The sequence below is a fragment of the Brevundimonas sp. GW822-FHT03E11 genome (assembly GCF_058801445.1).
Genome location: NZ_JBXANG010000013.1, coordinates 11,842 through 35,081 on the forward strand (window position 1 = coordinate 11,842; position 23,240 = coordinate 35,081).

At 67.6% G+C, this 23,240-nt stretch carries 29 protein-coding genes and 1 tRNA gene; 7 read left to right on the top strand and 23 right to left on the bottom strand.

The window, feature by feature from the left end:
* Positions 1-14: 14 nt before the first annotated feature.
* Complete coding sequence (locus AC1RKE_RS15295) at positions 15-791, bottom strand: transglutaminase-like domain-containing protein (protein ID WP_191555148.1); 777 nt, start codon at positions 789-791, stop codon at positions 15-17.
* Positions 792-1,026: 235 nt separating this feature from the next.
* Between AC1RKE_RS15295 and AC1RKE_RS15300 the strand changes: the two genes are divergently transcribed.
* Positions 1,027-3,216 carry a histidine kinase dimerization/phosphoacceptor domain -containing protein gene (locus AC1RKE_RS15300; RefSeq protein ID WP_395942176.1) on the top strand — a complete coding sequence of 730 codons (2,190 nt, stop codon included), beginning with the start codon at positions 1,027-1,029 and terminating at the stop codon, positions 3,214-3,216.
* Between the two features lie 110 nt (positions 3,217-3,326).
* On the opposite strand, the gene AC1RKE_RS15305 is transcribed toward AC1RKE_RS15300, so the two are convergent.
* The 3 genes from AC1RKE_RS15305 to AC1RKE_RS15315 form a co-directional block, all read right to left on the bottom strand.
* Positions 3,327-3,530, bottom strand: coding sequence for a cold-shock protein (locus AC1RKE_RS15305; RefSeq protein ID WP_008264090.1), 204 nt, complete (start codon positions 3,528-3,530; stop codon positions 3,327-3,329).
* 196 nt (positions 3,531-3,726) lie between these two features.
* Positions 3,727-4,488 carry an extensin-like domain-containing protein gene (locus tag AC1RKE_RS15310; protein ID WP_348684573.1) on the bottom strand — a complete coding sequence of 254 codons (762 nt, stop codon included), beginning with the start codon at positions 4,486-4,488 and terminating at the stop codon, positions 3,727-3,729.
* 76 nt (positions 4,489-4,564) lie between these two features.
* Entirely contained in the window at positions 4,565-5,134 is a 570-nt protein-coding gene (locus AC1RKE_RS15315; RefSeq protein WP_152949515.1) for a chemotaxis protein CheD, read from the bottom strand.
* A gap of 230 nt (positions 5,135-5,364) precedes the next feature.
* On the opposite strand from AC1RKE_RS15315, the gene ppk2 reads away from it, so the two are divergent.
* Positions 5,365-6,114 (top strand): polyphosphate kinase 2, encoded by a 750-nt coding sequence (ppk2, locus tag AC1RKE_RS15320; RefSeq protein ID WP_287105704.1) that lies wholly within the window; start codon positions 5,365-5,367, stop codon positions 6,112-6,114.
* A gap of 6 nt (positions 6,115-6,120) precedes the next feature.
* On the opposite strand, the gene AC1RKE_RS15325 is transcribed toward ppk2, so the two are convergent.
* From AC1RKE_RS15325 to AC1RKE_RS15345, 5 genes are all read right to left on the bottom strand, one after another.
* The gene (locus tag AC1RKE_RS15325) at positions 6,121-6,789 is read right to left on the bottom strand and encodes a DsbA family oxidoreductase (protein WP_182714558.1); all 669 of its coding nucleotides are present in this window, start codon (positions 6,787-6,789) and stop codon (positions 6,121-6,123) included.
* Between the two features lie 140 nt (positions 6,790-6,929).
* Entirely contained in the window at positions 6,930-7,841 is a 912-nt protein-coding gene (locus AC1RKE_RS15330; protein WP_348684572.1) for a DUF1206 domain-containing protein, read from the bottom strand.
* A gap of 69 nt (positions 7,842-7,910) precedes the next feature.
* Positions 7,911-9,338, bottom strand: coding sequence for a sensor histidine kinase (locus AC1RKE_RS15335; RefSeq protein WP_191555143.1), 1,428 nt, complete (start codon positions 9,336-9,338; stop codon positions 7,911-7,913).
* A gap of 10 nt (positions 9,339-9,348) precedes the next feature.
* Positions 9,349-10,029 carry a response regulator transcription factor gene (locus AC1RKE_RS15340; protein ID WP_054764739.1) on the bottom strand — a complete coding sequence of 227 codons (681 nt, stop codon included), beginning with the start codon at positions 10,027-10,029 and terminating at the stop codon, positions 9,349-9,351.
* Between the two features lie 2 nt (positions 10,030-10,031).
* Positions 10,032-10,379, bottom strand: coding sequence for a hypothetical protein (locus AC1RKE_RS15345; protein WP_054764738.1), 348 nt, complete (start codon positions 10,377-10,379; stop codon positions 10,032-10,034).
* Positions 10,380-10,660: 281 nt separating this feature from the next.
* Between AC1RKE_RS15345 and AC1RKE_RS15350 the strand changes: the two genes are divergently transcribed.
* Entirely contained in the window at positions 10,661-11,053 is a 393-nt protein-coding gene (locus tag AC1RKE_RS15350; protein ID WP_348683585.1) for a hypothetical protein, read from the top strand.
* 67 nt (positions 11,054-11,120) lie between these two features.
* On the opposite strand, the gene chrR is transcribed toward AC1RKE_RS15350, so the two are convergent.
* Positions 11,121-11,759, bottom strand: coding sequence for a cadmium/peroxide/UV radiation responsive anti-sigma factor ChrR (gene chrR / locus AC1RKE_RS15355; protein WP_348683583.1), 639 nt, complete (start codon positions 11,757-11,759; stop codon positions 11,121-11,123).
* On the bottom strand, positions 11,756-12,319 hold the full coding sequence (locus AC1RKE_RS15360) for a sigma-70 family RNA polymerase sigma factor (RefSeq protein ID WP_348683582.1): 564 nt from the start codon (positions 12,317-12,319) through the stop codon (positions 11,756-11,758). The genes chrR and AC1RKE_RS15360 overlap by 4 nt, the downstream gene beginning before the upstream one ends.
* A 140-nt stretch (positions 12,320-12,459) precedes the next feature.
* Here AC1RKE_RS15360 and AC1RKE_RS15365 point away from each other — a divergent pair, with 140 nt between their 5' ends.
* Together AC1RKE_RS15365 and AC1RKE_RS15370 are read left to right on the top strand one after the other, a co-directional pair.
* Entirely contained in the window at positions 12,460-13,842 is a 1,383-nt protein-coding gene (locus AC1RKE_RS15365; RefSeq protein ID WP_348683581.1) for an NAD(P)/FAD-dependent oxidoreductase, read from the top strand.
* Positions 13,839-14,609 carry a DUF1365 domain-containing protein gene (locus AC1RKE_RS15370; protein ID WP_348683579.1) on the top strand — a complete coding sequence of 257 codons (771 nt, stop codon included), beginning with the start codon at positions 13,839-13,841 and terminating at the stop codon, positions 14,607-14,609. The genes AC1RKE_RS15365 and AC1RKE_RS15370 overlap by 4 nt, the downstream gene beginning before the upstream one ends.
* 152 nt (positions 14,610-14,761) lie before the next feature.
* Here AC1RKE_RS15370 and AC1RKE_RS15375 read toward each other — a convergent pair whose 3' ends face one another.
* From AC1RKE_RS15375 to AC1RKE_RS15395, 5 genes are all read right to left on the bottom strand, one after another.
* Positions 14,762-15,100 carry a hypothetical protein gene (locus AC1RKE_RS15375; RefSeq protein ID WP_492897407.1) on the bottom strand — a complete coding sequence of 113 codons (339 nt, stop codon included), beginning with the start codon at positions 15,098-15,100 and terminating at the stop codon, positions 14,762-14,764.
* A gap of 411 nt (positions 15,101-15,511) precedes the next feature.
* Entirely contained in the window at positions 15,512-16,264 is a 753-nt protein-coding gene (locus AC1RKE_RS15380) for a hypothetical protein (RefSeq protein ID WP_395942174.1), read from the bottom strand.
* A 30-nt stretch (positions 16,265-16,294) separates the two neighbouring features.
* Positions 16,295-17,017, bottom strand: a complete 723-nt coding sequence (locus AC1RKE_RS15385; RefSeq protein ID WP_054764731.1) for a hypothetical protein — start codon at positions 17,015-17,017, stop codon at positions 16,295-16,297.
* Positions 17,018-17,084: 67 nt separating this feature from the next.
* On the bottom strand, positions 17,085-17,348 hold the full coding sequence (locus AC1RKE_RS15390; RefSeq protein WP_152949508.1) for a hypothetical protein: 264 nt from the start codon (positions 17,346-17,348) through the stop codon (positions 17,085-17,087).
* A 275-nt stretch (positions 17,349-17,623) separates the two neighbouring features.
* Positions 17,624-17,698, bottom strand: a tRNA-Gly gene (locus AC1RKE_RS15395).
* Between the two features lie 78 nt (positions 17,699-17,776).
* Between AC1RKE_RS15395 and AC1RKE_RS15400 the strand changes: the two genes are divergently transcribed.
* Positions 17,777-17,902 carry a hypothetical protein gene (locus AC1RKE_RS15400; protein ID WP_255478930.1) on the top strand — a complete coding sequence of 42 codons (126 nt, stop codon included), beginning with the start codon at positions 17,777-17,779 and terminating at the stop codon, positions 17,900-17,902.
* Between the two features lie 18 nt (positions 17,903-17,920).
* On the opposite strand, the gene AC1RKE_RS15405 is transcribed toward AC1RKE_RS15400, so the two are convergent.
* From AC1RKE_RS15405 to AC1RKE_RS15435, 7 genes are all read right to left on the bottom strand, one after another.
* Positions 17,921-18,895 carry a TraB/GumN family protein gene (locus AC1RKE_RS15405; RefSeq protein ID WP_348683023.1) on the bottom strand — a complete coding sequence of 325 codons (975 nt, stop codon included), beginning with the start codon at positions 18,893-18,895 and terminating at the stop codon, positions 17,921-17,923.
* 25 nt (positions 18,896-18,920) lie between these two features.
* Entirely contained in the window at positions 18,921-19,505 is a 585-nt protein-coding gene (locus AC1RKE_RS15410) for a hypothetical protein (RefSeq protein WP_287105177.1), read from the bottom strand.
* Positions 19,506-19,508: 3 nt separating this feature from the next.
* Positions 19,509-19,700, bottom strand: a complete 192-nt coding sequence (locus AC1RKE_RS15415) for a helix-turn-helix transcriptional regulator (protein ID WP_152949505.1) — start codon at positions 19,698-19,700, stop codon at positions 19,509-19,511.
* Positions 19,701-19,711: 11 nt separating this feature from the next.
* On the bottom strand, positions 19,712-20,170 hold the full coding sequence (locus AC1RKE_RS15420; RefSeq protein ID WP_348683026.1) for a hypothetical protein: 459 nt from the start codon (positions 20,168-20,170) through the stop codon (positions 19,712-19,714).
* Positions 20,171-20,253: 83 nt separating this feature from the next.
* Positions 20,254-21,468 (bottom strand): DNA recombination protein RmuC, encoded by a 1,215-nt coding sequence (locus AC1RKE_RS15425; protein WP_348683027.1) that lies wholly within the window; start codon positions 21,466-21,468, stop codon positions 20,254-20,256.
* A gap of 44 nt (positions 21,469-21,512) precedes the next feature.
* The gene (recR, locus tag AC1RKE_RS15430; protein ID WP_054764725.1) at positions 21,513-22,115 is read right to left on the bottom strand and encodes a recombination mediator RecR; all 603 of its coding nucleotides are present in this window, start codon (positions 22,113-22,115) and stop codon (positions 21,513-21,515) included.
* Entirely contained in the window at positions 22,115-22,444 is a 330-nt protein-coding gene (locus AC1RKE_RS15435; RefSeq protein ID WP_054764724.1) for a YbaB/EbfC family nucleoid-associated protein, read from the bottom strand. The genes recR and AC1RKE_RS15435 overlap by 1 nt, the downstream gene beginning before the upstream one ends.
* A gap of 150 nt (positions 22,445-22,594) precedes the next feature.
* Between AC1RKE_RS15435 and AC1RKE_RS15440 the strand changes: the two genes are divergently transcribed.
* Complete coding sequence (locus tag AC1RKE_RS15440; RefSeq protein ID WP_348683028.1) at positions 22,595-23,209, top strand: malonic semialdehyde reductase; 615 nt, start codon at positions 22,595-22,597, stop codon at positions 23,207-23,209.
* Positions 23,210-23,240 lie beyond the last annotated feature (31 nt).

Genomic DNA, 23,240 nt, shown 5'->3' on the forward strand with positions numbered 1-23,240 from the left:
AGGCTGATGGCCTCCTAAGCCGCCTCCACCGTCACTGACTGGCGCACCATCCGGCAGCGCTCCTGGGTGGTCAGAAAGGCGATGTCGGCGGCGTCGCGGCCGCAGGCGATCCGCACCAGCCCCTCGACCGGGGCCAGGCCCGTCGGATCGACCAGCCACCAGCCCCCGTCCAGCCAGACCTCGAAGATGGCGTGAAAGTCGGGCGGGGTCAGCTGATGGGCGAAGGCGCTGACGGCGCGGGCCGGAATGCCCGAGGCCCGGCAAAAGGTCATGCCCAGGTGGGTGAAGTCGCGGCACACCCCCGCCCGGTCGATGAAGGTGCGGGCCGCCGTCGTCTCGGTGTCCGAGACCCCGTGCTCATAGTCGATGTTCTCGGCGATCCAGTTCAGAATGGCCAGAACCCGGGCCCCGCCCGCCGTCTCGCCGAACTGGCGCGTTACGAAGCGCCCGAACTGGTCGGAGGGGCAATAGCGGCTGGGCTGGAGATAGGGCAGAACCTCGGCCGGCAGATCGCCCCAGTCATGCTGCGACACGCTGGGCGGCAGCCCCTTAAGCACCCCATTGTCCACGACCGCCTCATAGACCAGGGCGACCTCGCCTTGGACGTGGCAACGCAGGGTCCGGGCGCCGAAATCGACATCCTCGTCTTCCTGGAACTGGACCGGCGGATCGAAGGTCAGTCGCTCCTCCAGAATCTCCTGGCCGGGCCAGTGGGCGACCTGAATCTTGTAGATGGCGTCCGTGGGCGGATCAAAGCTGTAAACGAGCTCGGCGCGAACGCGCAATTTCATGGGGTCTGACCGGTGGAAGGGAATGGGGCTAACGCCATGCGACTGGGGCCGTTCCATGTCCAGCCCCTCCAGACTGTACGCCGCCGTACACGGAAGGCTTAAATAGACAAGCGTCGCCAATGTGTTACGGTGCGACCCATATGGATCTCTCCCTATCTGACCTGCCGTCTGCCTCGCAGGTCGGACTTGCGGCCTTCCGCTGGGGGCGAACCCGCCGCAACGGGAAGACGAAATCATGACGGACTACGACGTCCGCGCCCAGATCGCCCTGAACGACTGCGACCGGGAGCCGATCCACATCCCCCAGGCGATCCAGGGCCACGGCCTGCTGCTGGTGCTGAACCTGGACGCCCTGACCCTGGAACAGGGGGCCGGGGCGATCGAGGATCTGACCGGCCAGACCCGCTGGATCGGCCTGCCGATCGCCGACCTGCTGGGCGAGGTGGTGGGGCGGCGTCTGCGCGACATGGCGGCCATCCGCGAGGCGGGCTTCGCCGGCCGTTGGCGGGCGACCAACCGGCTGGAATACGACGTCGTCGTCTATTATGCGCCCGCTGCAAAGGCGGCCGGCACGGAGGCCGCCTCCGCCCTTCGAATGGTGGTCGAGGTCGAGCAGAGCTCGCAACAGGCCCGGCTGGGCGTCGAACTGATCACCCGGCTCGATACGGCCGGCGCGGCTCTCGAACGCAGCGCCACGGTTCAGGGCGTTTGCGAACGCGCCGCCGACGCCTTCCGAAGTCTGACCGGCTTCGAGCGGGTCATGATCTATCGCTTCCTGGATGACGAGGCGGGCCAGGTGGTGGCGGAATCGCGCGCGGGCGATGCGACCTCCTTCCTGAACCACCACTTCCCGGCGACCGACATTCCCCGCCAGGCGCGGGCCCTTTATCTGCGCAATCCGGTGCGGGTCATTCCCGACACCCGCTATACGCCCCAGCCGCTGCGACCGCTGCATCCGGGCGAGCCCCCCTTGGACATGAGCGACAGCGGCCTGCGGTCCGTGTCGCCGATCCACATCCAGTATCTGCACAATATGGGGGTGCGGGCCTCGGCCTCGGTCTCCATCATCGTCGATGATGTTCTGTGGGGCCTGGTGGCCTGCCACAGCAGCACGCCGCTGCTGCTGTCCTATGAACTGCGCGTGGCCTGCACCACCCTGGCCCGCACCCTGGCGCGCCAGCTGAAGACCAAGGCGGACGCCGAACTGTATCGCGAGCGGGTTCGGCTGCGTCGGCTGGAGGACGAGCTGATCATCGGCCTGTCGCGCGACCGCGACCTGGCCTCGGGCCTGGCCGACCAGGCCGGCGCCCTGAAGGATCTGGTCGGCGCGGACGGCGTGGCGATCGTCCAGGGCGACCGGATCGAGGCGTTCGGCCATGTCCCGCCGCCGGAGGCCCAGCGTCAGATCGCGGACTGGCTGGAGGCCCAGCCGGGGCTTCGTCCGGTCGCCACCAACGCCCTGTCCACCCTCCTGCCCCAGGCCGAGGCCTGGCGGACCCACGCCAGCGGCCTTCTGGCCGTGCGACTGCCGGGCCCGCAGCCGCTCAGCCTGCTGTGGTTCCGCGCCGAGATCCTGGAGACGGTGCGCTGGGCCGGCGATCCGTCGACCGCCGTCAAATCGACGGACGGGGGCGGCGCCCTGACGCCGCGCGCCTCCTTCGCCGAATGGCGCGAGACCGTGTCGGGCCGCGCCCGTCGCTGGGGCGCCGCCGCCGTCGAATCCGCCGCCCGCCTGCGCGACGCCCTGTCGGACTTCACCTCCGTCACCCAGCTTCGCAGCCTGAACCAGTCGCTTCAGGCCCGCCTGTCCGAGCGCGACCTGCGGCTGGAGCAGCAGGAGTTCCTGATGCGCGAGGTCAATCACCGGGTCCAGAACAGCCTGACCCTGGTGTCCAGCTTTCTGGGGCTTCAGGCGCGCGACCTGGGCGACAGCCCGGCCGGGGTCGCCTTGCAGGAGGCGCGCCGCCGCGTGCGGGCCGTCTCGAGCGTCCACACCCGCCTCTATCGCGGGGATCATGACGCCGCCATCGACCTGTCGCGCTACATCGGCGAACTGGTCGAGGATCTGGGCTCCAGCATGGGGCCGGAATGGGTCTCGGCGATCGAGACCGATCTGGCGCCGGTCTGCGTCGGGGCCGACCGGGCGGTGACCATCGGCCTGATCCTGACCGAACTGATCATCAATGCTCAGAAATACGCCTATGACGGGGCGCCGGGTCCGCTGCGCATCGGCCTGACCGAGGCGGACGACAGCCTGCGTCTGGTGGTGTCCGACGACGGCAAGGGCGGCCACAAGGCCGGCAAGGGCTTCGGTTCGATGATGATCGGCAGTCTGGTGGCCCAGCTTGGCGGTCAGATCGACTATCGCGATCAGAAGCCGGGACTGGAGGTCGCCCTGCGCACGCGCATCGAGGCGCCGGCCTGAAGCCAGGCCCTGCGGCGGACGCCGCGTCAAACAAGCTTCGCGGCGAAGGCCGCAGTCAACAGGAAAAACGGGCGCGGAGATCATCTCCGCGCCCGTTTCCATTCTTCGACTTAAAGCAGCTTCAGGTCGATGGCCGAGGTCTTGCCGCGCTGATTTTCCAGCTCGTATTCGACCTTGGCGTTTTCATCGAGGCCCTGAAGGCCGGCCTTCTGAACGGCGGTGACGTGAACGAACACGTCAGAGCCGCCGCTGTCGGGCTGGATGAAACCATAGCCCTTGGTGGGGTTGAACCACTTGACCGTACCGGTCGCCATGTCTGCGTCTCCGTAAACGCGCTTTTCCAGGCGGATCTCCCTCGGGAGGACCCGACAATCCATCTGGACAGCTCGTTCAGGCGAAGGAGCGAGACGCGGGTGTGGACCCCACGCAAAATCCGGACTGCGCCTCTGTTGTCACCCGGCTTTTCCAGACGGTCAACAGCAAAGCGGCGGGCCTTTTCGCCTATCGCGCTTAACGGCAGACGCCCCGGTCGGCGGCGTCGAGGTGCAGATGGTTCTCGTGGGCGGCGTTATAGTCGGGCGTCAGGACCGTGGCGAACAGGCCGCAGGCGCCGTCACTTAGGGCGTGCAGGAAGCGCGACCCCGCCGCTCCCGCCCGCCCCTCGCCGCGCCAGTCGTCCAGCACGGTCACGGTGCGCCCGTCCGCCAGGGTCACGCCCGCGACGTCCAGGGCGTTGGCGCGGGCGTGTTCGCTGGGCCGTTCGCTGACGTCCTGAGAGCCGTAGATGCGGCGGCAGGAATAGGTCCCATAGTTTTCGACCCGGGCCGGGGCCGAGCCCAGGATGTCGCGGGCGGCGGGCTGCAGCACCTGACGGTCCCAGATTACGTAGCGCACGGCCAGGGGGCACTGCATCACCACATCGGCCGGGGCCAGGGGCGTCACCGCGCCCCCGGTGATCCGAACGGCGCCGCGCACGACGCAGAAGCCGCCGTCGTCGCGATCGGCGGCCCGTTCGACCTCGACCCCCGCCTCGCGCAGCACCTGCATACAGGCCTCGGTCGCGCCCTGAACCTCTTCAGGCGCAGCGGTGGGGGAAAGGTCGAAGTCCGCCACCTTGGCCGCCGTCGCCCGCCCGACCGGCTGGTTCAAGTCCAGCGGTTTCCAGGGCAGATCCTGCGGCGGCGCATAGGCGTTCAGCAGGGCGAAGGCGGCGCAGGCCAACAGCCCGACCTCCCACATCAGATTCCAGAAATCGGCGAAGTCGCGCTTCATGAGGCCCCAGCATGGACCGCCAACGGCCCCGCTGGCAAACGCGAGCGGGGCGCGCGCGTTCAACGCCGAGGGAGTCTCAGGCGGCGGCCGGCGTCAGGTTCAGCGGTTTCACAAGCGGCAGGATAATGCGCCGCACCTTGGTCTCTTTGACGCGCGTCAGGGGCTTGTGCGTCACATGGCCGCTGGCGGGCCAGAACACGATCCGGCATCCCGCCGGGCCGCTCTGTTCACCCACGCCGACGGGCACGCCCAGTTCTTCCAGAAAGCCGCAGGCGAAGGCGAGATTGTCCTGACCGATGGAGTTGACGAAATTGCCGGGGCTGGCCCCGCCGAACACCTGGGCCTCCAGCCGGTTCAGCTTCGCCCCGGCCTGCAACAGCCCCTCGATCAAAAGCGGCATCAGATGGTCGCCGTAGCGGGCCGGATCGCCGCTGGCGCCGCGGTTGCGGCGGGCCAGCACGAAATGGTTCATCCCGCCCACGCCGGCGACCGGATCATGGATGCAGGCGGCCACGCACGAGCCTAGGACCGTGGTCAGGGCCAGATCCGACTCGTCCGACACCCCGTATTCGCCCTGTCCCAGGGAGAACCGACGCCCCTTCCCGAGGGGGTCCCTGTTCACCACTGAGAAATTGCCGATCAACATCTGCGAACCCGTTTGACTGATCCGCCGACAATGAGCGCCCTGGGTGTATAAACAGTATAGAATAGGTCGGTATTGCTCCTTATTTTCAAGTTAAATCGCTGGAATTTAATAGAAAATTGGCCGCTTACCGCCTAGCCGACAGTTGTCGCCCTAAGTATACAGCCGTAATCAGCGACACCCTCATTAAAGCTCCGCTTGTCCCGACGCGCCGGACCCTTCACCATGGCGCCATGGGAAAGAAGACCGACGCCTATGACGCCGAGCTGGAACGGCTCCAGCTCGCCATTGTGAAGACCCAGGCCTGGACGATCGAACATGGGCTGCGCGTGGTGATCGTGCTGGAAGGGCGCGACACGGCGGGCAAGGACGGCGCCATCAAACGGCTGACCGAACATATGTCGCCGCGCCAGACCCGTGTGGTCGCCCTGCCCAAGCCCAGCGATCGCGAAACCACCCAGTGGTATTTCCAGCGCTATGTCCCGCATCTGCCGGCGGCGGGCGAGACCGTCATCTTCAACCGCTCCTGGTACAATCGCGCCGGGGTCGAGCCGGTCATGGGCTATTGCACCCCCGAACAATACGCCCAGTTCCTGACCGACGCCCCCCGGTTCGAACGGATGCTGACCGAGGACGGGATCATTCTGATCAAGATCTGGCTGGACATTTCGCGCAAGGAGCAGGCTCAGCGGCTGAAGGAGCGCCGGGTCGATCCGCTGAAACAGTTCAAACTGTCGTCCCTGGACGCCGAGGCCGAGGCCCGGTTCGACGCCTATTCCGCCGCCCGCGACCGGATGCTGGACGAGACCGACCGCGCCTACGCCCCCTGGACCGTCATCGCCACCGACGACAAGAAGACCGCCCGGCTGAACTTGATCCGGCACATATTGAAGGTGCTGGACCATTGCGGCGAGGAGATCGCCGCACCGGACGACGAAGTGGTCTTGACCGCCGCCGAAGCCAAGGGCCGACTGGCGCGATAAAAGAGGTCAGGCTTCGCCCGCGATCTGGCGCAGGGCCTGTTCGAACACCTCCGCCGGCTGGCCGCCGCTGATCATATATTTGTTCTCGACCACCACGGCCGGGACCGAGTTGATCCCCCGCGACCGCCACAGATCCTCCTCGGCGCGCACCGCCTGGGCGTAGCGGCCCGAGGCCAGGACCTCGCCCGCCTCGGCCCGGTCGAGCCCTGCGGCCTCGGCGGCGGCCGTCAGAACCCCGGCGTCGGTCAGGTTGCGGTTTTCGGTGAAATGGGCGGTGAACAGGGCCTGTTTCAGCGCCTTCTGCTTTTCAGGCGCGGTCTCGTGGGCCCAGTACAGCAGGCGGTGGGCGTCGAAGGTGTTCCAGATCCGGCTCTCATCGGTCATCCGCATGTCGAAGCCGACCTCTCCCGCCCGCTCGCGGATCATGGCGCGGTTGGCGGCCGACTGTTCCGGGCTCGCCCCGTATTTGCGGCCGATGTGTTCGACGATGTTCTCGCCCTCCGGCGCCATCTGCGGATTCAGCTCGAACGGGTGAAAGGTGATGTCGGCCTGAACGCCTTCGTCCTTCAGCCGGTCCAGCGCCGCCTCCAGGCCGCCCAGCCCCACCACGCACCAGGGGCAGACCACGTCGGAAACGAAGTCGATCTTCAGGGTCTTGGAAGCGGTTTGGGACATGGGCGCCTTCTGAAACAGCCTTGGTTTCGGATCATATGGGAGGGCCGCAGCGCGGGCGCCAGTGAGCCGGAGGTGAGCGGCGCGGCTCGGCCGCCGCAGACCACGCGCACTGCTTGCTCACCCGCACCAGCGCGCTTCACTCACCCCAGCTTCAGGTCGCGCGGCGGACGGATCCGCCGCCAGCGGGCCTCGACGAAGGCGAAGGCGCCGAAGGCCATCAGCCCCGCCGCCGTCAGACCCAGGACCCACGACCCGCCGGGCTGGCTTTCCAGCGTCTCCAGGGCGGCGGCCGTATTGGTGACCTCGCCCGATCGGGTGTGCAGACCAGCCAGGACGACGAAGACCCCCAGCGGCAGATAGGCGAAGCCCCGCGCCCCATAGCCGATCCGCGCCAGGATCGAGACCGGGCGACGCAGGCTGTCGGGGCAGGCCAGGGCGGCGTCGAAGTCGTCGCGGAAGGCCCGGACGATGTTGCCGATCCCAACGCCCAGCACCACCAGCCCCGCCGCCGTCAGCAGCAGGTCGCCGAACGGCAGGCCCAGAACCATGGCCGCCTTCTCCTGGTTCTCGGCGATGCTTTCGGCCTGATCCGCCGCCTGACTGGTCGCGCCGCCCGCCTCGTCCAGATATTCGAACACCCCCGCCGCCAGAAGGCCGTAGAACAGGCCGCTGGCCGCCTGGCCCGCCCGCGTCGCCCAGCCCTTCAGATCGCGCCCCGCATGGTCCGCGTCGAAGACGGCCTGCAGGACGCGCCAGCCGACGAAGGCCCACAATCCCAGGCCGAGGGCCACCAGCCAGACCCGACCGAAGGGCTGTTCCGCCAGCCAGCCCGCCGCCCCGCCCGTGCCGACCGCGTCGCCGATCCGGTCCAGGGCCGCCAGCAGGGTCAGGGCGCCGGCCGACAGATAGACGAAGCCCCGCGCCCCATAGCCGACCCGCGCCGCCTGCTCGACCAGGACATGAAGCGGCGGCGTCCGGCGCGCGACCGGAATCCGATCACGCACGGTTCGGCCCAGGGCGGCGGCGGCGTGACGAAGGCGGGCGACAGCCATGCGGGCTCCTGAAGAGGCGGAGCCGTTCAACGTGCCCGGCCGCCTATGGCTCCCGCCCCGCCCGCCGCCTCAGGCTCCGTGGGCGGCGGGAAGCTCCAGCACCGCCTTCAGCCCGCCCATGTCGCTGTCGCTGAGCGTCAGCCGCCCGCCGTAGGCGCGGGTCAGATCCTCCACGATCGACAGACCCAGGCCCGATCCTGGCGCGCTTTCGTCCAGCCGGGCGCCGCGCTTCATCACCGCCTCGCGCTGATCGGCCGGAAGGCCCGCCCCGTCGTCCTCGACGACGACGATCATCTGGCCCAGGCCGTTGCCCCCGGCCGAGACCCGCACCCGCCGCCGCGAGAACTTGGCCGCATTCTCGATCAGATTGCCCAGGACTTCCTGCAGGTCCTGGCGTTCGCCCAGGAAGGCCAGATCGTCGGGTGCGCGCCAGTCGATCTCGACCGCCTTGTCGCGGAACACCTGTTCGATCATCACCGCCAGCTCGTCCAACACCTCAGGCACGGGCGTGGTCTCGCCCAGGCCGTGGGCGGCGCGGGCGGCGGCGCGGGCGCGACGCAGGTGGTGATCGACCTGGCCCTGCATGATCTGGGTCTGGCGACGCACCAGTTCCGGCAGGGCCCCTTGCGCCGTCCCGGCCTCGGCCAGCATGACGGAGATGGGCGTCTTCAGCGCATGGGCCAGATTGCCGACATGGGTGCGCTGGCGGTCCACGACCTCCTGATTGTGGTCCAGCAGATTGTTGACCTGTTCGGCCAGGGGCTGGATCTCCAGCGGATAGGCGCGTTCGATCCGGGCCGCCTGGCCCTTGCGGACCGCCGCGATCTCATTCCTCAGATCATAGAGGGGCCGCAGACCCACCTGGACCTGGATGAAGACCGCCGAGACCAGGCCGAAGCCCAGCAGCAACAGGGCGACCCAGGTCACGGTGGCGAACTGGCGCGCATCCGCCTCGACATTGGAGCGGTCGATTCCGACGAAGAAGACCACCGGCGCGGCCCGCCCCGGCAGGGACTTCATACTGGCGGCGATCCGAAGCGGCTCGCCCGCCGGACCGACGGCGTTATAGGTGATGGTCTGGCCATAGGCGTCGTCCAGCCGCGCCGGCAGGTCCGGCGGCGCGACCAGGTCTTCGCCATACAGGGAGTCCGACCGGGTCAGGATGCGCAGGCCCCCCGCCAGGGTCGGCTCGGCCGTCATCCAGTATTTGCCGGAAAAGACCCGCAAGGTCGGGGCGTCCATGATCTGGGGCGTCATCACCGTTCCGCTGGCGGTGACGGTCCGCACCACCAGTTCGTCGGTCGTCTCGGCCAGGACGTTGCCCAGGCGGCGCAGAGCCGATTCCTTGAACTGATTGGTCAGGACCAGGCCCGTGGCGACCAGGGCCAGCAGGATCCAGCCCGAGGCCAGCCAGATCAGCCGCCGCGTCAGCGACCGCCCCGGCCGGCCGAACCATCGGCCCCAGCCGGCGCGCCTCGTCCCCCCGTCTCGGTTCATCGACTCAGGGTCACGCCGCCTCGGACTCGCCGGCCAGGGGCGCCAGCCGATAGCCCAGGCCCCGCACCGTCTCGATCCGGTCCGAGCCGATCTTCTTGCGCAGTCGGCCGATGAAGACCTCGATCGTGTTTGAATCCCGGTCGAAGTCCTGGTCGTACAGATGTTCGACCAGTTCGGTGCGGCTGATCACCCGGCCCTGATGCATCATCATATAGTGCAGCAGCCGGTACTCCAGCGAGGTCAGGCGCAGGGGTTCGCCGTTGACGTTGGCGCGGGCCGCGCGCGGGTCCAGCCGCAGGCCGCCGCACGACAGGGTGGCCGAGGCGATGCCGGCCGAGCGGCGCAGCAGGGCCCGCAGCCGCGCCAGCAGCTCTTCGGTATGGAAGGGTTTGGTCAGATAGTCGTCGGCCCCGGCGTCGAAGCCCGACACCTTGTCCGACCAGGCGCCGCGCGCCGTCAGGATCAGGACCGGCGTGGCCTTGCCTTCGCGCCGCCAGCGCTCCAGCACCGACACCCCGTCGATCTTGGGCAGGCCCAGGTCCAGAACGATGACGTCATAGGGTTCGGTGTCGCCCAGGAACCAGGCCTCCTCGCCGTCGGCGGCGTGATCCACCGCATAGCCGGCGTCGGCCAGGGCGCCCTTCAGCTGCCGCGACAGATCGGCGTCGTCTTCGACCAGCAGGACACGCATCTTCAGTCTTCTCCCATCACGCGGCCCGAGCGGGCGTCCACGCGGATATCCGCCACCCGGCCGCCGGGATATTCCCAGCGCACCACCACTGTGTCGCCGCGCGGGCTGACGCCCAGCATCCGGCCCTCGCGACCTGCGCCCACCCGGCGCACCACGGCCCCCAGGTCGGCGCGAGGCGCGTCCATGGCCCGGCTGTCGCGCGGGGGCGGACCCCGACGGTCCTGGGCGGCCTCGCGATCCTGATCCCGCGACGCCTCGCGCGACTGGGCCGAGACCTGGGTCGCGGGAACCAGGGTCGCAGGGACCAGGGCCAGGACGGCGGCGATGAGGAGGGCGCGGGTGCGGGTCATGGGGCGGTTCTAGGCGGACGGCTCTGAACAGCCGCTGAACAAGGGTGTCGGAAAGGGGCCAGACTGATGAAAATCCCCGTCAACCGCCCTTACACCAAAGACGGCCCGCGCCAAAGACGGCGGAGTGCGCCCCGTTCGCTCGTTTGACGGGGGCGAACAACGGGGGCGAACAGATGAACGGCGCCTGAAACGCGCCGTTCAGATCGGGCTCAGGCGGGGCGTGGTCTCTTGGCTTCATCGGCGCTCCCCCTCGGAGCGTCCCCAACGCAAGGATTGATCCGATGCTGAACAAGAAAGCCCTCATCCCCGCCCTGGTCCTGGCCGCCGCGGCCTCGGCCGCCCTGCCCGCCGCCGCCCAATCTTATGGCCAATCCTACGGCCCTCATGGTCGTCCGCATCACGCCCAGCCCGCCGGCTACGGCTACGGCCCCTCGGTCAACGTCCGCATCGACCAACTCGACCGCCGCATCGACCAGGGCCTGCGCACCGGCCAGCTGAGCCGTCGCGAAGCCGGCCGTCTGCGCGCCGAACTCAACAGCGTCCAGCGTCTGGAAGTCGGCTACCGCCGGGGCGGCCTCAGCGGTTGGGAGCGCGCCGATCTGGACCGCCGCCTGGATCGTCTGGCGGCCCAGGTCCGCTATGAGCGCCGCGACTGGGACAATCGTCGCGGCTGATCGCCCTCTCCCGGCCTGAAAACCAAGACGCCCGGTCCCTGCGGACCGGGCGTCTTTCCTTGTGGGCCTACAGTTTGATGAAGGGCTGGATCAGCTTGCCCAGCCAGCCGTCCAGCTGGATCTGGCCGTCCAGGGCCACGACGCACAGGCAGGGATCGGGCGAGACCACGCGCGGCTGGTGCAGCACCTCGCCGTCCGCCTCTTCGAAATCGCCCGGCTCGAACAGCGCCGTCTCGGTGGCGTAGGCGCCGTGGATGACGCAGGTCAGCTCGATCCCGCCATGGGTGTGTTTGGGCGTCTCTCGCCCCGGCCCGATCTCCAGCAGGATGACGCGGCAATCGCCGTCGCGCGGCGCATGGACGTCGCGCGCGCGCATGCCCGGTCCCAGCCAGCGCCACGGCCCCAGGGCGTAGCGGCGCAACGGCTCGGGCAGGCCGGCCATGTCGTTCAGCGGGGTGGAGGCCAGAACCTCTCCGGCGTCTGTCTCGGCCCGCGCCATCACCCGCGCCAGGGCGTCCTCGGCCAGGGCCTGAGGCTCCAGATCGTCCAGCAGACGGCCGCCTACGGCCTGAAGCGTCCTGACCCAGGCGTCGTTCTGGGGCCGCATCGCCAGATGGGCGGCGACCACCACCGCCTCGGGCGGGCTCAGGGTCCCGGCCGCATAGGCCAACAGCCGCTCTTCGGAGGGATTGTGCACGCCGGTCACGCCGCCCCTCCCTGTTCGTCGTCCAGCAGGGTTCTCAGCTTGATCATGGCCTTGCGAATACGCGACTTCACCGTGCCCAGGGGCAGTTCCAGCCGCCGGGCGATTTCGGAATGGGCGTTGTCCTGAAAGAAGGCCAGCCGCAGCACCTCGATCTGATCGGGCGACAGCCGCGCCATGGCGGCCTTCAGCCGGGCGGCGTTCTCGGCGGCCAGAACGACCGTGTCGGGCTGTTCCGGCTCGTCCTGCGCCAGGTCGATCTCGGGCAGGGGCAGACGCCGCGCGTCCTGACGCAGCACGTCCAGCCGCCGGTTGCGGGCGATGGTGAAGATCCAGGTCGCGGCATGGGCCTTGGTGCGGTCGAACAGCTCGGCCTTGCGCCAGACGGTCAGCATGGCGTCCTGGGCGAAGTCCTCGGCCGCGCCGGCCGTCGCCCCCGCCTTCATCAGATAGGCCTTCAGCCGCGGGGCGAAATGGTCGAACAGGCGCGCAAAGGCGTCCCGATCGCGTCGCATCGCCACCGCCTCGATCAGGCGGTCGAAATCGTCGCCCGCCGGGATCACGGGCGTCCGAATCGGCCGAAGGATGGAAATCTGCTCATGCATCGACCCTAATACGGTTCAGGTCGAAGTCTGGATCATTTCGTGATCCGCCGCAGAGCGGGCGGCGTATCGTCGCAAACATCCGCCCTTCTGGAAACCCAATGCCCCCTTCAGCCGCCGTACAGACTGGTCCCCGCCTGCGGATCGCCGTCGTGGGCTCCGGCGTCTCGGCCCTGTCCTGCGCCTGGCTGCTGTCGGGCCGTCACGACGTGACCCTTTATGAGCGCGAGGATCGGCTGGGCGGCCATTCGAACACGGTCGACGTCCGTTCGGCGGAGGGCGAGACGGCGGTGGACACCGGCTTCATCGTCTTCAACGACGCCACCTATCCGAACCTGATCGCCCTGTTCGCCCATCTGGGGCTGAAGACCCAGGCCACCGACATGTCCTTCGCCGTCTCCCTGGATCAGGGCCGGTTCGAATATGCGGCGCCCGGCCTGTTCGCCCAGCGCCGCAACATGCTGCGCCCGCGCTTCTGGTCCATGCTGAGCGAGATTCTGCGCTTCTACCGCTCGGCGCCGGAAGGGCTGGCGGCCCTGGCTGACAGCGACGTGACCCTGGGCGACTATCTGAAGCGCGAGGGTTTCAGCGAAGCCTTCCGCGACGATCACCTTCTGCCCATGGCCGCCGCCATCTGGTCGTCTCCGGCCCATACGCTGCTGGACTATCCGGCCGAGTCCTTCCTGAGGTTCTGCGGCAATCACGGCCTGCTGAAACTGGTCGGCCGGCCGCTTTGGCGCACCGTAGTCGGGGGCAGCCGGGTCTATGTCCAGGAACTGGCGCGCCAAATCGCGGCCAATCAGGGTTCGGGCGGTCAGGCCGGGGCCGGGGCCGGCGGCGAGGCGTCGCGCCTGGGCCGGGCCGTGACCCAGGTGAGGCGGGTCGAGGGCGGGGTGCTGGTTCAGGACGCGACCGGCGCCACCGAACGGTTCGACCATGTGGTCATCGGCGCCCACGCCGATCAGGCCCTGGCCATGCTGGCCCAGCCGACGGCGCGCGAACGCGAGCTGCTGGGCGCCTTCCGCTACAGCCGCAACCTGACGATATTGCACACCGATCCGACCCTGATGCCGCGTCGGCGCCGGGCCTGGGCCTCTTGGAACTATATCGGGGCCGACGACGGCCTCTGCGTCACCTATTGGATGAACCGGCTTCAGGGCCTGCCGGGCCGGGATCTGTTCGTCACCCTGAACCCGCCCCGGCCTCCGGCGGCTGGCGCCCTGCTGCGCAGCGAACTGTACGAACACCCGATCTTCGATCCGGCCGCCGTCCGGGCGCAGAAGGATCTGTGGAGCCTGCAAGGTCACGGCGGCGTCTGGTTCTGCGGGGCCCATTTCGGCGCCGGCTTCCATGAGGACGGGCTTCAGTCGGGCCTCGCCGTCGCCGAACAGCTGGGCGGGGTGCGCCGCCCCTGGACGGTCGAGAACGAGAGCGGCCGCATCCATCTGACGCCCGGCGCCGCCCCCCTGGCGCACGTCGCGTGACGGGGGCCTCGGCCCTCTATGTCGGCGGGGTCTTTCACACCCGTCTGAGGCCCCGGCGGCACCGGCTGAAATACCGCGTCTTCTGGCTGATGCTGGACCTGGACGAGATCGACGCCCTGGACCGGCGGCTCAAGACCTTTTCGCGCGGCCGGTTCAACCTGATGGGCTTTTACGACCGCGACCACGGCGACGGCTCGGGCGCCCCGCTTCGCGGCCAGATCGTCGCGCGCCTGGCCGAGGCGGGGATCGAGGTCGGTTCCGGCGCGATCCGCCTCCTGACCATGCCCCGCGTGCTGGGTTTCGTCTTCAACCCGATCAGCCTCTACTACTGCCACCGGGCCGACGGGCGGCTGGCGGCCATGGTCTATGAAGTCACCAGCACCTTCGGCGAGCGCCGGTCCTATGTCCTGCCGGTCCCTGCGGCCGAGGTCGACGACGACCGGTTCCGCCAGCAGACCGACAAACGCCTCTATGTCTCGCCCTTCATGGGGATGGAGATGGACTATGTCTTCCGGGGCCGCCCGCCCGGCGAGACCCTGAGCCTGGCGATCGACGGCCGCGACGCCCAGGGCCTGTTGATCGCCACCGCCATGACCGGCCGCCGTCGCCCCCTGACCGACCGCGCCCTGGTCGCCGCCGCCCTGTCCATGCCGCTGCTGACGCTGAAGGTCGTCGCCGCCATCCATTGGGAGGCGCTGAAACTGTGGCTGAAACGCACCCCCCTGACCCGCAAGCCGGCGCCCGAGCCGGGGGTTCTGGTGCTTTAGAGCCTGATCCGTTGAGGAGGAACCGCTTCGCGGTTCCGCTGAAACGGTGAATCAGGCTCCAGATTTAAAGCGAGAGCATGATTCACGCTTCTGTCGGAACCGCGAAGCGGTTCCGTCCGAAACGATCATGCTCTAGCGCGGTCGGTCGATGATCAGACGCGCTTTGACGCCACCGTTCCCGGCTCATAGGGGGCGGGCTGGGCGTTGGGCTTGACGTCGCCGACGACGGTCCTGGCCTTGTCCGACAGGTCCAGTTTCGAACTGGGCGTCTCGCCGAACAGTTGAAGCACCAGGGCGGTCCAGGACGGCGCGGAGGTATCGGCCATCATCCACAGCTTCTCCACCTCGGCGTACTTGGGATCGGCCTTGACCGCCGGGTCCGTCTTGGCCTTCGCCATGAAGTCCTGAACCTTGGACAGGGCCTCCATATTCTTCTTCCAGCTGTCGAGGTCGGCGTACTGCCGAGAGCCGTCATGATTGACAGGGCTCAAGACCCAATCAAATAGAAGCTGCTGGTCTTCGGGAGAGTAGGATTCTATATATTTTACCTCATCAACTCCATGCAGATCCAAGGCGATCATTTCATTTCTCGCCCCGTCTATTTTCTTCTTGAACTCGCTATTCATCATGGTCGCAAAGATCGGATTCGTGTCCGCGCCGGAAGACCCCATGAACTCTCCGTCCAAGAACATTCGGTGCGTTTCCTTATAGGCCGCGCTCTTCGCCTTATCGCTTGTGGCGCCGCTCTCGTCCGCGACGATCGCCGCCAGAGTGCGCAGCTTTTCCAAGTTCTGCGCCAAATTCGGAGCGGCCTTTATCGCCGGCCGGGCGGGGGCGGCGGGGGTCGAGGCAGGATTGAGGGCGTCGGTCATTGGAGCGGCTCTTGATGTCGGAGGAAGGGATCAGACGCGCTTTGACGCCACCGTTCCCGGCTCATAGGGGGCGGGCTGGGCGTTGGGCTTGACGTCGCCGACGACGGTCCTGGCCTTGTCCGACAGGTCCAGTTTCGAACTGGGCGTCTCGCCGAACAGTTGAAGCACCAGGGCGGTCCAGGACGGCGCGGAGGTATCGGCCATCATCCACAGCTTCTCCGCCTCGGCGAACTTGGGGTCCGCCTTGACCGCCGGGTCCGTCTTGGCCTTCGCCATGAAGTCCCGGACCTTAGAAACGGCGGCCACATTTTTCTTCCAGCTGTCAATATCGCTGTACTTTCTCGCCCCTCCGCCGTCCGCCGCATTGATGTTAAGATCAAATATCAGTCTCTGGTCTTCTTCTGAGTAGGTGCTGATGACGGAAACCATCGCCTCACCAAGACGACCATCCTGGTTGAGGGCCGTCACCTCCTCACCGTACCTATTGTCCAACTCGCTTACCCGCTTTCCAAACGGACTCTCGTATATTGTGTTCAGCGTCGACAAGAGCGATTGATTATTGTTGGCGGCATCTGAAAACGCTCCCGTGATGATCATATTTCGCATCGCGGCATAGGCGTTTTTCTTGCCCTCCACGTTCGTCTTGCCGTCGCCGTCGGCGATGATCGCCGCCAAACCGCGCAGCTTCTCCAGGTTCTCCGCCAGCTTCGGCGTCATCGGAGGCGCCGCCGTTGAGGAGGCGCCGGCGGCGGGGGTCGAGGCGGTATTGAGGGCGTCTGTCATTAGGGCGGTCCTTGATGTCGGAGGAAGGGATCAGACGCGCTTTGACGCCACTGCGCCGGGCTCATAGGGGGCGGGCTGGGCGTTGGGCTTGACGTCGCCGACGACGGTCCTGGCCTTGTCCGACAGGTCCAGTTTCGAACTGGGCGTCTCGCCGAACAGTTGCAGCACCAGGGCGGTCCAAGACGGCGCGGAGGTGTCGGCCATCATCCACAGCTTCTCCACCTCGGCGTACTTGGGATCGGCCTTGACCGCCGGGTCCGTCTTGGCCTTCGCCATGAAGTCCTGAACCTTGGACAGGGCCTCCATATTCTTCTTCCAGCTGTCGAGGTCGGCGTACTGCCGAGAGCCGTCTCCGTATGTGGGACTTAAAATGAAATCGAATATGATCTGCTGGTCTTCTGATGAGTATGAATTAACGAATTTTACCTCGTCCGCAGGACTGAGGTCTAAGTTCATCATTTCCGTTCTTATAGAATCTATTTTCTTTCTGAACTCGCTGTTGCTGATCTGAAGATATATCGGCGTCGTCTCCGTACCTGACCCCTTGAACTTTCCGTCGAGAAACATCCGGCGCTCCTCCAGAGCCGCCGCATGCTTGGCCTGTGTGGTGACGTTCCCGCTCTCATCCGTAATGATCGCGGCGAGGGTCCGCAGCCGCTCCATGTTCTGCGCGAGATTTGGCGCGGCGTCGGATTTGGGCGCGGCGGCCGAGGCCGCAGCCGAAGGCGGTTTGGGATTGAGGGCGTCGGTCATGGCGGGCTTCCCTGAAGGAGAAAGCGATCGCAGATTGCGATCTCTTCCCTTTTAAGACGTAAACCGATCAGAGACCGGAGACCTTGGCGTCGGCGTAGTATCGGCCGGTCGACGCATTGGTCGATGTGGGCTCGAAGGTGCAGACCGCCGTGGTGTTCTCGCCATAGGGGGTGGCGGTGAAGCGGAACGACCAGACGCCCTTGGACGACAGGGTCATCGTGGTGGTGAAGGTGTTGCATCGAGGGCCCGCTTTCCCTGGCCCTGGGCCGAGGCGGCCCCGCGACGGCCGGCCGGCGATCAGGGCGGCGCCTGAAACAAGCAAACGACGCATGTGACGACATCCCCATTGCAGACGGATCAGCTCCGTCGGCCAAGTAAAGACACAACCTGGGGGATTCTAAAAGCTCAGATGTCGATGCAAAAACCCTTAGCACGCACAACCTACGGGCGCTTCAACTTAAAAAATTCTGAGTTGCGGTGCTAAATACTTTTCGGCCTGGGGGGCGCCGCCTGCACAGGGCGTGCCGGGCGCCTCACGACCGGCGGACGGCGCGTCGTGCAGAGGCGTCGGGGTCCAGGGGCGCGATCGGAGGACAGGCGGGAAATTGGAGCGGGCGATGGGAATCGAACCCACGACATTCAGCTTGGGAAGCTGACGTTCTACCTCTGAACTACGCCCGCGCGCCTGTTTCCATAGACGGGGCGGTGGCGGGGCTCAAGGGCTTGGGGCAGTATGGGCGCGCAGGGGAGCGCCAGAGCATGAACCAGGGTGACGGACAGGGGCCGCAGGGCCTGGCCTTCGGCTGTCTGGCGGCGGCCCTGACGGCCGCAGCGGCGGCGGCGGCGCTGTGGGTGGTCTTCGTCTGGGACGTCAACCAGGCCTGAGCGCCGCCGCCTGTCGCCCTATTCGACCGTTTCGACCGCCACGCCGCGCGATTGCAGGATGGACTGGACGCTGTCGTCGCCGGTCAGGTGGGCGGCGCCCACGGCGATGAAGGCGGTGCCGGAGCCTTGCAGCAGGGTCTGGATCTGATTGGCCCAGTCGGTGTTCCGGTCGACCAGCAGCACCTTGTACAGTTCCGGCGCATCGGTCTTCATTTCTTCGACCACGATGCGGTCCAGAGCCTGGACGTCGCCCTTGGCCCAGGCCTCGACCATGGAGTCGAGCATCTCCACCGCCTCGTCGAAGTCCTTCAGGGTTTCGCGCAGGAACTCCAGTTGGACGTCGTCCGGCAGTGTGGCCAGCATGCCGACCTGTTTCTCCAGGGTCTCGAAGCCGTGCAGGCGCTTGCCGGCGGCCTGGGCGCGGGCCTTCAGGGCCAGTTCGACGCCCGACTGAGGATCATAGCCCGCCTTGACCAGAGGCGCGACCGAGAGGGACAGGGCGGCCAGCCAGGGTTTCAGCGGGTCCATCTGAGCGGCCGAGGCGCCGATGGTCTGGGCGGCGGCGTCCAGCTGGGCCAGCTCTTCCGGCGTCAGACGGCTGGACAGGGGCGTCTGGGGCGACAGGCCGTACTGCTGGATCAGGGGCATCATGGCCGCCTGGTCTTCGGGATTGGTGATCTCGAACCAGACGTCCGAGGCGCTGTCGAAGGCGGCGTTGACGCGCGGGCTGGCCCAGCCGGTGGTCGGGCGCAGCACATGGACCGAGCCGAACAGATACAGGGTCGAGTCCGCGTCCTTGATCACCCACAGGGCCGGACCTTCGCCCTGGATAGGCGCAGCGGCCGCAGCGGCCGCAGGCGCCGGGGCGGCCTGGGCCAGAACCTGGGTCGGGGCGCCGGCGATGGCGAAGACCAGCGCCAGGCCGGCGGAGACGCCGACGGCGCCTTGGACGAGATTGGAGACGGAGGATTTCAGGCGTTTGGCGAGAGTCACGGGCGTTTCCTTCGGTTGAGAGTTTTCAGTGGAGGCCGCGCCGCATCGAGGCGACGGTCGAGGCCAAAAGGTAGATCGTCATCAGCACGCCCATCATGCCCCAGGCGGAGACCCCGCCGGTCAGGCCCAGGCGCTCGGCCGCCGCATAGAGGAACAGCGCCATCTGCGAGGCCCAGAAGGCCAGGGCGCTGGTCTCCACCATCACCCGCCGCAGCATTTCGTCGGCGCGGCGCCACAGCATCAGATTGGCGACCGACTGGATGATGCTGAGCAGGACCAGTCCGATGAAGACCACGTCGGGCGAGGCCAGGTTCGGCCCCCAGATCGGCGCGATCATCAGCACGCCTGCGATCAGCATGACCAGGGCCTGGAGCGGACCGCAGGCCGGGGGCGGCGTGCTGGGTCGCAGGACCGCCATCGCGGCCATGATCACCCCGGTCGTCAGCAGCAGGGCGGCGATGACCAAGGCCAGGGCGTCGTCCCAACGCAGGTCTTCGACCTCCATTCGACCGCCGACCAGATAGCCGACCCCGGCCCCGGCCAGGCCCAGGAACAACAGGCCGCCGATACGCACCGGCCAGGACAGTTTCGGATCTTCAACGCTCGACATCACTCAGTCCTCCGAGAAGATGGATTCGATGGGTTGTTCGAAGATGCGGGCGATCTTGAAGGCCAGCGGCAAGGACGGGTCATAGCGACCGGTCTCCAGCGCATTGACCGTCTGACGCGACACGCCCAGCAGTTCGGCCAGATGGGCCTGGGACCAGTCGCGCTCGGCCCGCAGCACCTTGAGGCGGTTGTTCATGGTTCAGCTCCTCAACGGCGCGCCAGCCACCACCAGCCCCAGACGACGCCGTAGCCGATCAGCATCAGGGCCATCAGCCCCACGGCGCCGCTTGCCGCATAGGCGGCGGGATCGGTGCGCCCGTCGAACCAGGCGGGCACGGTCAGCCGCGCCGCCGGCGGTGTGGAGGCCAGGATGATGAACACCCCGCCCACCGCCAGACCGCCCGATCCGCCGTAGAACCAGGAGGCCTTGTGGGCCTCGCGCGCCGCCTCGTCGATACGGGCCATCCAGGCGACGCCCAGCCACAGGGACAGGGCCATCATCAGCACAGCCATGACGGCGGAGATGATCAGGAGGGCGGCGTCCTCGGCGATCAGCCCCTTGTCCGAGGCCAGAACCGCAATGACGCCGCCGACGACGACCAGCACCACAATGGCGAGAACGCCGGCGAGCGAGAGGGCGATGATTTTCCAGAGGCCCTTGGCCATGACAATGCTCCTTGTCGTTATGACAAGTATGCTTGTCTCACCGTGCGTCGATTATGTCAAGCGACCTTGTCAAAGAGACAAGGTCAGTTGTCTGACGGCCCCGTCAGCTCCGGCCGAGTGATCAGGCGCGGCTGGGTTTCGACCTGGGCCAGGGCGGGGATTTCCTTGCCCTCGTGGTCGACCTGCAGATCCTCGAACCGGCGGGCGGAGACCATGACCTGGCTCTCCAGCGAACCGACGAACTGGTTGTATTTACCCACCGCCTGATCCAGCGCCCGACCGACCGCCGAGGCGTGGCCGCCCATGACCGACAGCCGCTTGTAGAGTTCGCGGCCCAGGGCCGCGACCTTGTCGGCGTTGGCCGCCTGTTCCTCGGCCCGCCAGCCGTAGGCGACGGCCTTGCACAGGGCGAACAGGGTGGAGGGGGTGGCGATCACCACCCGCGATTCCATCGCGTCCGACAGCAGGTTCGGCGCATGGTCGAGCGCGGTGGACAGAAAGCTGTCGCCCGGCACGAACAGGACGACGAAGTCGGGGCTGGGCTTGAACTGGTCCTGATAGGCCTTGGACGACAGCTGGCGCACATGGGTCTTCAGGCTGGCGGCGATCCGCAGGCCGACCGACCGGGCGCGCGCCTCCTCGTCCCCCTCCTCCTCGTCAAAGGCCAGGGGCACCTTGGCGTCGATGACGAACAGGCCGCCGCCGGGCAGGCGCACCAGAAAGTCGGGCCGGTTCTGGCGCCCCTCGTCGTCGGCGCTGGAGGTCTGTTCGGTGAAGTCGAACCGCCCGGCCATGCCGGCGGCCTCCAGCACATTGCGGCAGGTCTGCTCGCCCCAGCGGCCGCGCCGCCCGGTGTTGCCGCGCAGGGCCTCGGTCAGTTTGCGCGCCTCGTCCCGCGTGGCCGACGAGGCGGCCATCAGCTGGGTCAGCTGTTCCTTCAGGCCGCCGGTCTCCTCGGCCCGGGCCTTTTCCAGCGCCGCCACATGTTCCTGAAACTTCGTCAGGGTGTCGGCCACCGGCTTCAGCTGGGCCGCCATCCGCTCGCGCGCCAGCTGGTCCTGGGCGCGGAAGGTCTCGGTGGCGCGGCTGACCATCTGGTCGGCCACCGCCTGGGCCGATTGGGCCGCCTGGGCCTTCAGCAGCTCGCCCATCGTGACGCGGCTCTCTTCGACCAGGTCGATCCGAGCCTGAGCCGCCGCCAACTCGCTGCGCGCCCTCTGCCACCCCATAAAGGCCCACAGAAAACCGCCCCCGAAGGCAAGAGCGACGACGGCGAGGATCAGCACGAACATGTTCATGCTCCGTTCCTAGCCGGAGTCGGCGGCTCGGGGAAGACGCGAGCCTAGGCCGGCCGCCGCGCCCGCAGCGCTTGAACAATGGTGCCGTCGTCCAGCCAGTCCAGTTCGCCGCCCACCGGCACGCCGCGCGCCAGGGAGGTGACCTGGACGTCCGGGCCGGCGATCCGCTCGGCGACATAGTGGGCCGTGGTCTGGCCGTCGACCGTGGCGGGCAGGGCCAGGACGACCTCGCGCACGGCGCCGCCCTTCACACGGCCGACCAGTTCGGCGATGCGCAGATGTTCGGGGCCGACGCCGTCCAGAGCGGACAACAGCCCCCCCAGCACATGATATTTGCCGCGGAAGGCGCCGGACCGCTCCATGGCCCACAGGGCGCCGGCCTCCTCGACCACGCAGATCAGGCCGTTGTCGCGGGCCCCGTCCGAACAGACGGCGCAGGGGTCGCGCGTATCGGGCGCGCCGCAGACCGAGCAGGAGACCACCTTGTCGGCCGTCTCGGCCAGAGACGCCGCCAGCGGCACGAGCAGCTGCTCGCGCCGCTTCAGCAGGGCCAGGGCCGCGCGCCGGGCCGAGCGCGGTCCCAGGCCCGGAAGCTTGGCGAGAAGGGAGATGAGCCGCTCGATCTCCGGCCCGGCGGAGGCGGCCATCAGAACAGTTTCGGCATTCCGGGAATATTCATCCCGGCCATGGGGCCGGCGGCCTCACGCATCAGGGCGGCGTTCACCTCGTCCAGCTTGCGCTTGGCGTCGGCATGGGCGGCCACGATCAGATCGGCCAGGATCTCGCCCTCGCCGGGGGTCAAGAGGCTGTCGTCGATCTTGATCGCCGTGATCTCGCCCGCGCCCTTCAGGGCCACGCTCACCAGCCCGCCGCCGGAGGAGCCCTCGGCGGTGGTTTCGGCCATCTTGGCCTGGGCGTCCTGCAGCTTTTGCTGCATCGCCTGGGCCTGCTGCATCAGTTGGGTCAGGTCTTTCATCCTGCCTAGATAGGACGAAGCCGCGTCTTGCGACAGGGGGGCGGCGCACGGTTGGAAACGATGGATTGCCGGATTTGCACTTGCGACAGTTGCGGAATGGGCTAAATTAGCACCAGACTTTGTTGCTTTTGCAGATCAGGACGCCCTCCCATGGCCTATGACGCTCCCACCCCCCGCGACCTCCCTCTGTCGGAAGCCGCCCTGGCGCAACTCTTCACCGAGGCGCGCACCCGCAACGCCTGGAGCGACCGGCCGGTCGCGCCCGAGCTGCTGAAGAAACTTTACGACCTGACCAAGTTCGGCCCTACGGCCGTCAACGCCGGCCCGGCCCGCTTCGTCTTCGTCACCTCGCCCGAGGCCAAGGCCCGGCTGATCCCGCTGATGAGCGAGGGCAATCGCGCCAAGACCCAGCAGGCGCCGGTCAATCTGATCCTGGCTCAGGACCTCGACTTCCACGACCATCTGCCGACCCTGTTCCCCCATGCGCCGGGCGCGCGCGACTGGTTCGCCGACGAGGCCGGACGGCGCGAGACCGCCTTCCGCAACGCCTCGCTCCAGGGCGGCTATCTGACCATCGCCGCCCGCGCCCTGGGTCTGGACGTCGGCCCCATGTCGGGCTTCGACGCCGCGGGGGTGAAGGCCGAATTCTTCCCCGACAGCCATGTCGAACCCAACTACATTCTGAACCTGGGTTACGGCACGGACGAGAACCTGTTCCCCCGCTCGCCGCGCCTGAGCTTCGACCAGGCGGCGCAGATTCTCTGAACCCTGTCCGACGTCAAAAAAAGGGGCGGCC

Excerpts from the sequence above, each read along its gene's own strand:
- AC1RKE_RS15335 (WP_191555143.1), bottom strand. The coding sequence starts at position 9,338 with ATGAACCGAGACGGGGGGACGAGGCGCGCCGGCTGGGGCCGATGGTTC.
- AC1RKE_RS15300 (WP_395942176.1), top strand. The coding sequence starts at position 1,027 with ATGACGGACTACGACGTCCGCGCCCAGATCGCCCTGAACGACTGCGAC.
- AC1RKE_RS15305 (WP_008264090.1), bottom strand. The coding sequence starts at position 3,530 with ATGGCGACCGGTACGGTCAAGTGGTTCAACCCCACCAAGGGCTATGGT.
- recR (WP_054764725.1), bottom strand. The coding sequence starts at position 22,115 with ATGGCCGCCTCCGCCGGGCCGGAGATCGAGCGGCTCATCTCCCTTCTC.
- AC1RKE_RS15315 (WP_152949515.1), bottom strand. The coding sequence starts at position 5,134 with ATGTTGATCGGCAATTTCTCAGTGGTGAACAGGGACCCCCTCGGGAAG.
- AC1RKE_RS15435 (WP_054764724.1), bottom strand. The coding sequence starts at position 22,444 with ATGAAAGACCTGACCCAACTGATGCAGCAGGCCCAGGCGATGCAGCAA.
- AC1RKE_RS15310 (WP_348684573.1), bottom strand. The coding sequence starts at position 4,488 with ATGAAGCGCGACTTCGCCGATTTCTGGAATCTGATGTGGGAGGTCGGG.
- AC1RKE_RS15390 (WP_152949508.1), bottom strand. The coding sequence starts at position 17,348 with ATGCGTCGTTTGCTTGTTTCAGGCGCCGCCCTGATCGCCGGCCGGCCG.
- AC1RKE_RS15295 (WP_191555148.1), bottom strand. The coding sequence starts at position 791 with ATGAAATTGCGCGTTCGCGCCGAGCTCGTTTACAGCTTTGATCCGCCC.
- AC1RKE_RS15420 (WP_348683026.1), bottom strand. The coding sequence starts at position 20,170 with ATGGCCAAGGGCCTCTGGAAAATCATCGCCCTCTCGCTCGCCGGCGTT.
- AC1RKE_RS15415 (WP_152949505.1), bottom strand. The coding sequence starts at position 19,700 with ATGAACAACCGCCTCAAGGTGCTGCGGGCCGAGCGCGACTGGTCCCAG.
- AC1RKE_RS15440 (WP_348683028.1), top strand. The coding sequence starts at position 22,595 with ATGGCCTATGACGCTCCCACCCCCCGCGACCTCCCTCTGTCGGAAGCC.
- AC1RKE_RS15400 (WP_255478930.1), top strand. The coding sequence starts at position 17,777 with ATGAACCAGGGTGACGGACAGGGGCCGCAGGGCCTGGCCTTCGGCTGT.
- AC1RKE_RS15350 (WP_348683585.1), top strand. The coding sequence starts at position 10,661 with ATGCTGAACAAGAAAGCCCTCATCCCCGCCCTGGTCCTGGCCGCCGCG.
- AC1RKE_RS15325 (WP_182714558.1), bottom strand. The coding sequence starts at position 6,789 with ATGTCCCAAACCGCTTCCAAGACCCTGAAGATCGACTTCGTTTCCGAC.
- AC1RKE_RS15340 (WP_054764739.1), bottom strand. The coding sequence starts at position 10,029 with ATGCGTGTCCTGCTGGTCGAAGACGACGCCGATCTGTCGCGGCAGCTG.
- AC1RKE_RS15365 (WP_348683581.1), top strand. The coding sequence starts at position 12,460 with ATGCCCCCTTCAGCCGCCGTACAGACTGGTCCCCGCCTGCGGATCGCC.
- AC1RKE_RS15345 (WP_054764738.1), bottom strand. The coding sequence starts at position 10,379 with ATGACCCGCACCCGCGCCCTCCTCATCGCCGCCGTCCTGGCCCTGGTC.
- AC1RKE_RS15385 (WP_054764731.1), bottom strand. The coding sequence starts at position 17,017 with ATGACCGACGCCCTCAATCCCAAACCGCCTTCGGCTGCGGCCTCGGCC.
- AC1RKE_RS15330 (WP_348684572.1), bottom strand. The coding sequence starts at position 7,841 with ATGGCTGTCGCCCGCCTTCGTCACGCCGCCGCCGCCCTGGGCCGAACC.
- AC1RKE_RS15410 (WP_287105177.1), bottom strand. The coding sequence starts at position 19,505 with ATGTCGAGCGTTGAAGATCCGAAACTGTCCTGGCCGGTGCGTATCGGC.
- ppk2 (WP_287105704.1), top strand. The coding sequence starts at position 5,365 with ATGGGAAAGAAGACCGACGCCTATGACGCCGAGCTGGAACGGCTCCAG.
- AC1RKE_RS15380 (WP_395942174.1), bottom strand. The coding sequence starts at position 16,264 with ATGACAGACGCCCTCAATACCGCCTCGACCCCCGCCGCCGGCGCCTCC.
- AC1RKE_RS15425 (WP_348683027.1), bottom strand. The coding sequence starts at position 21,468 with ATGAACATGTTCGTGCTGATCCTCGCCGTCGTCGCTCTTGCCTTCGGG.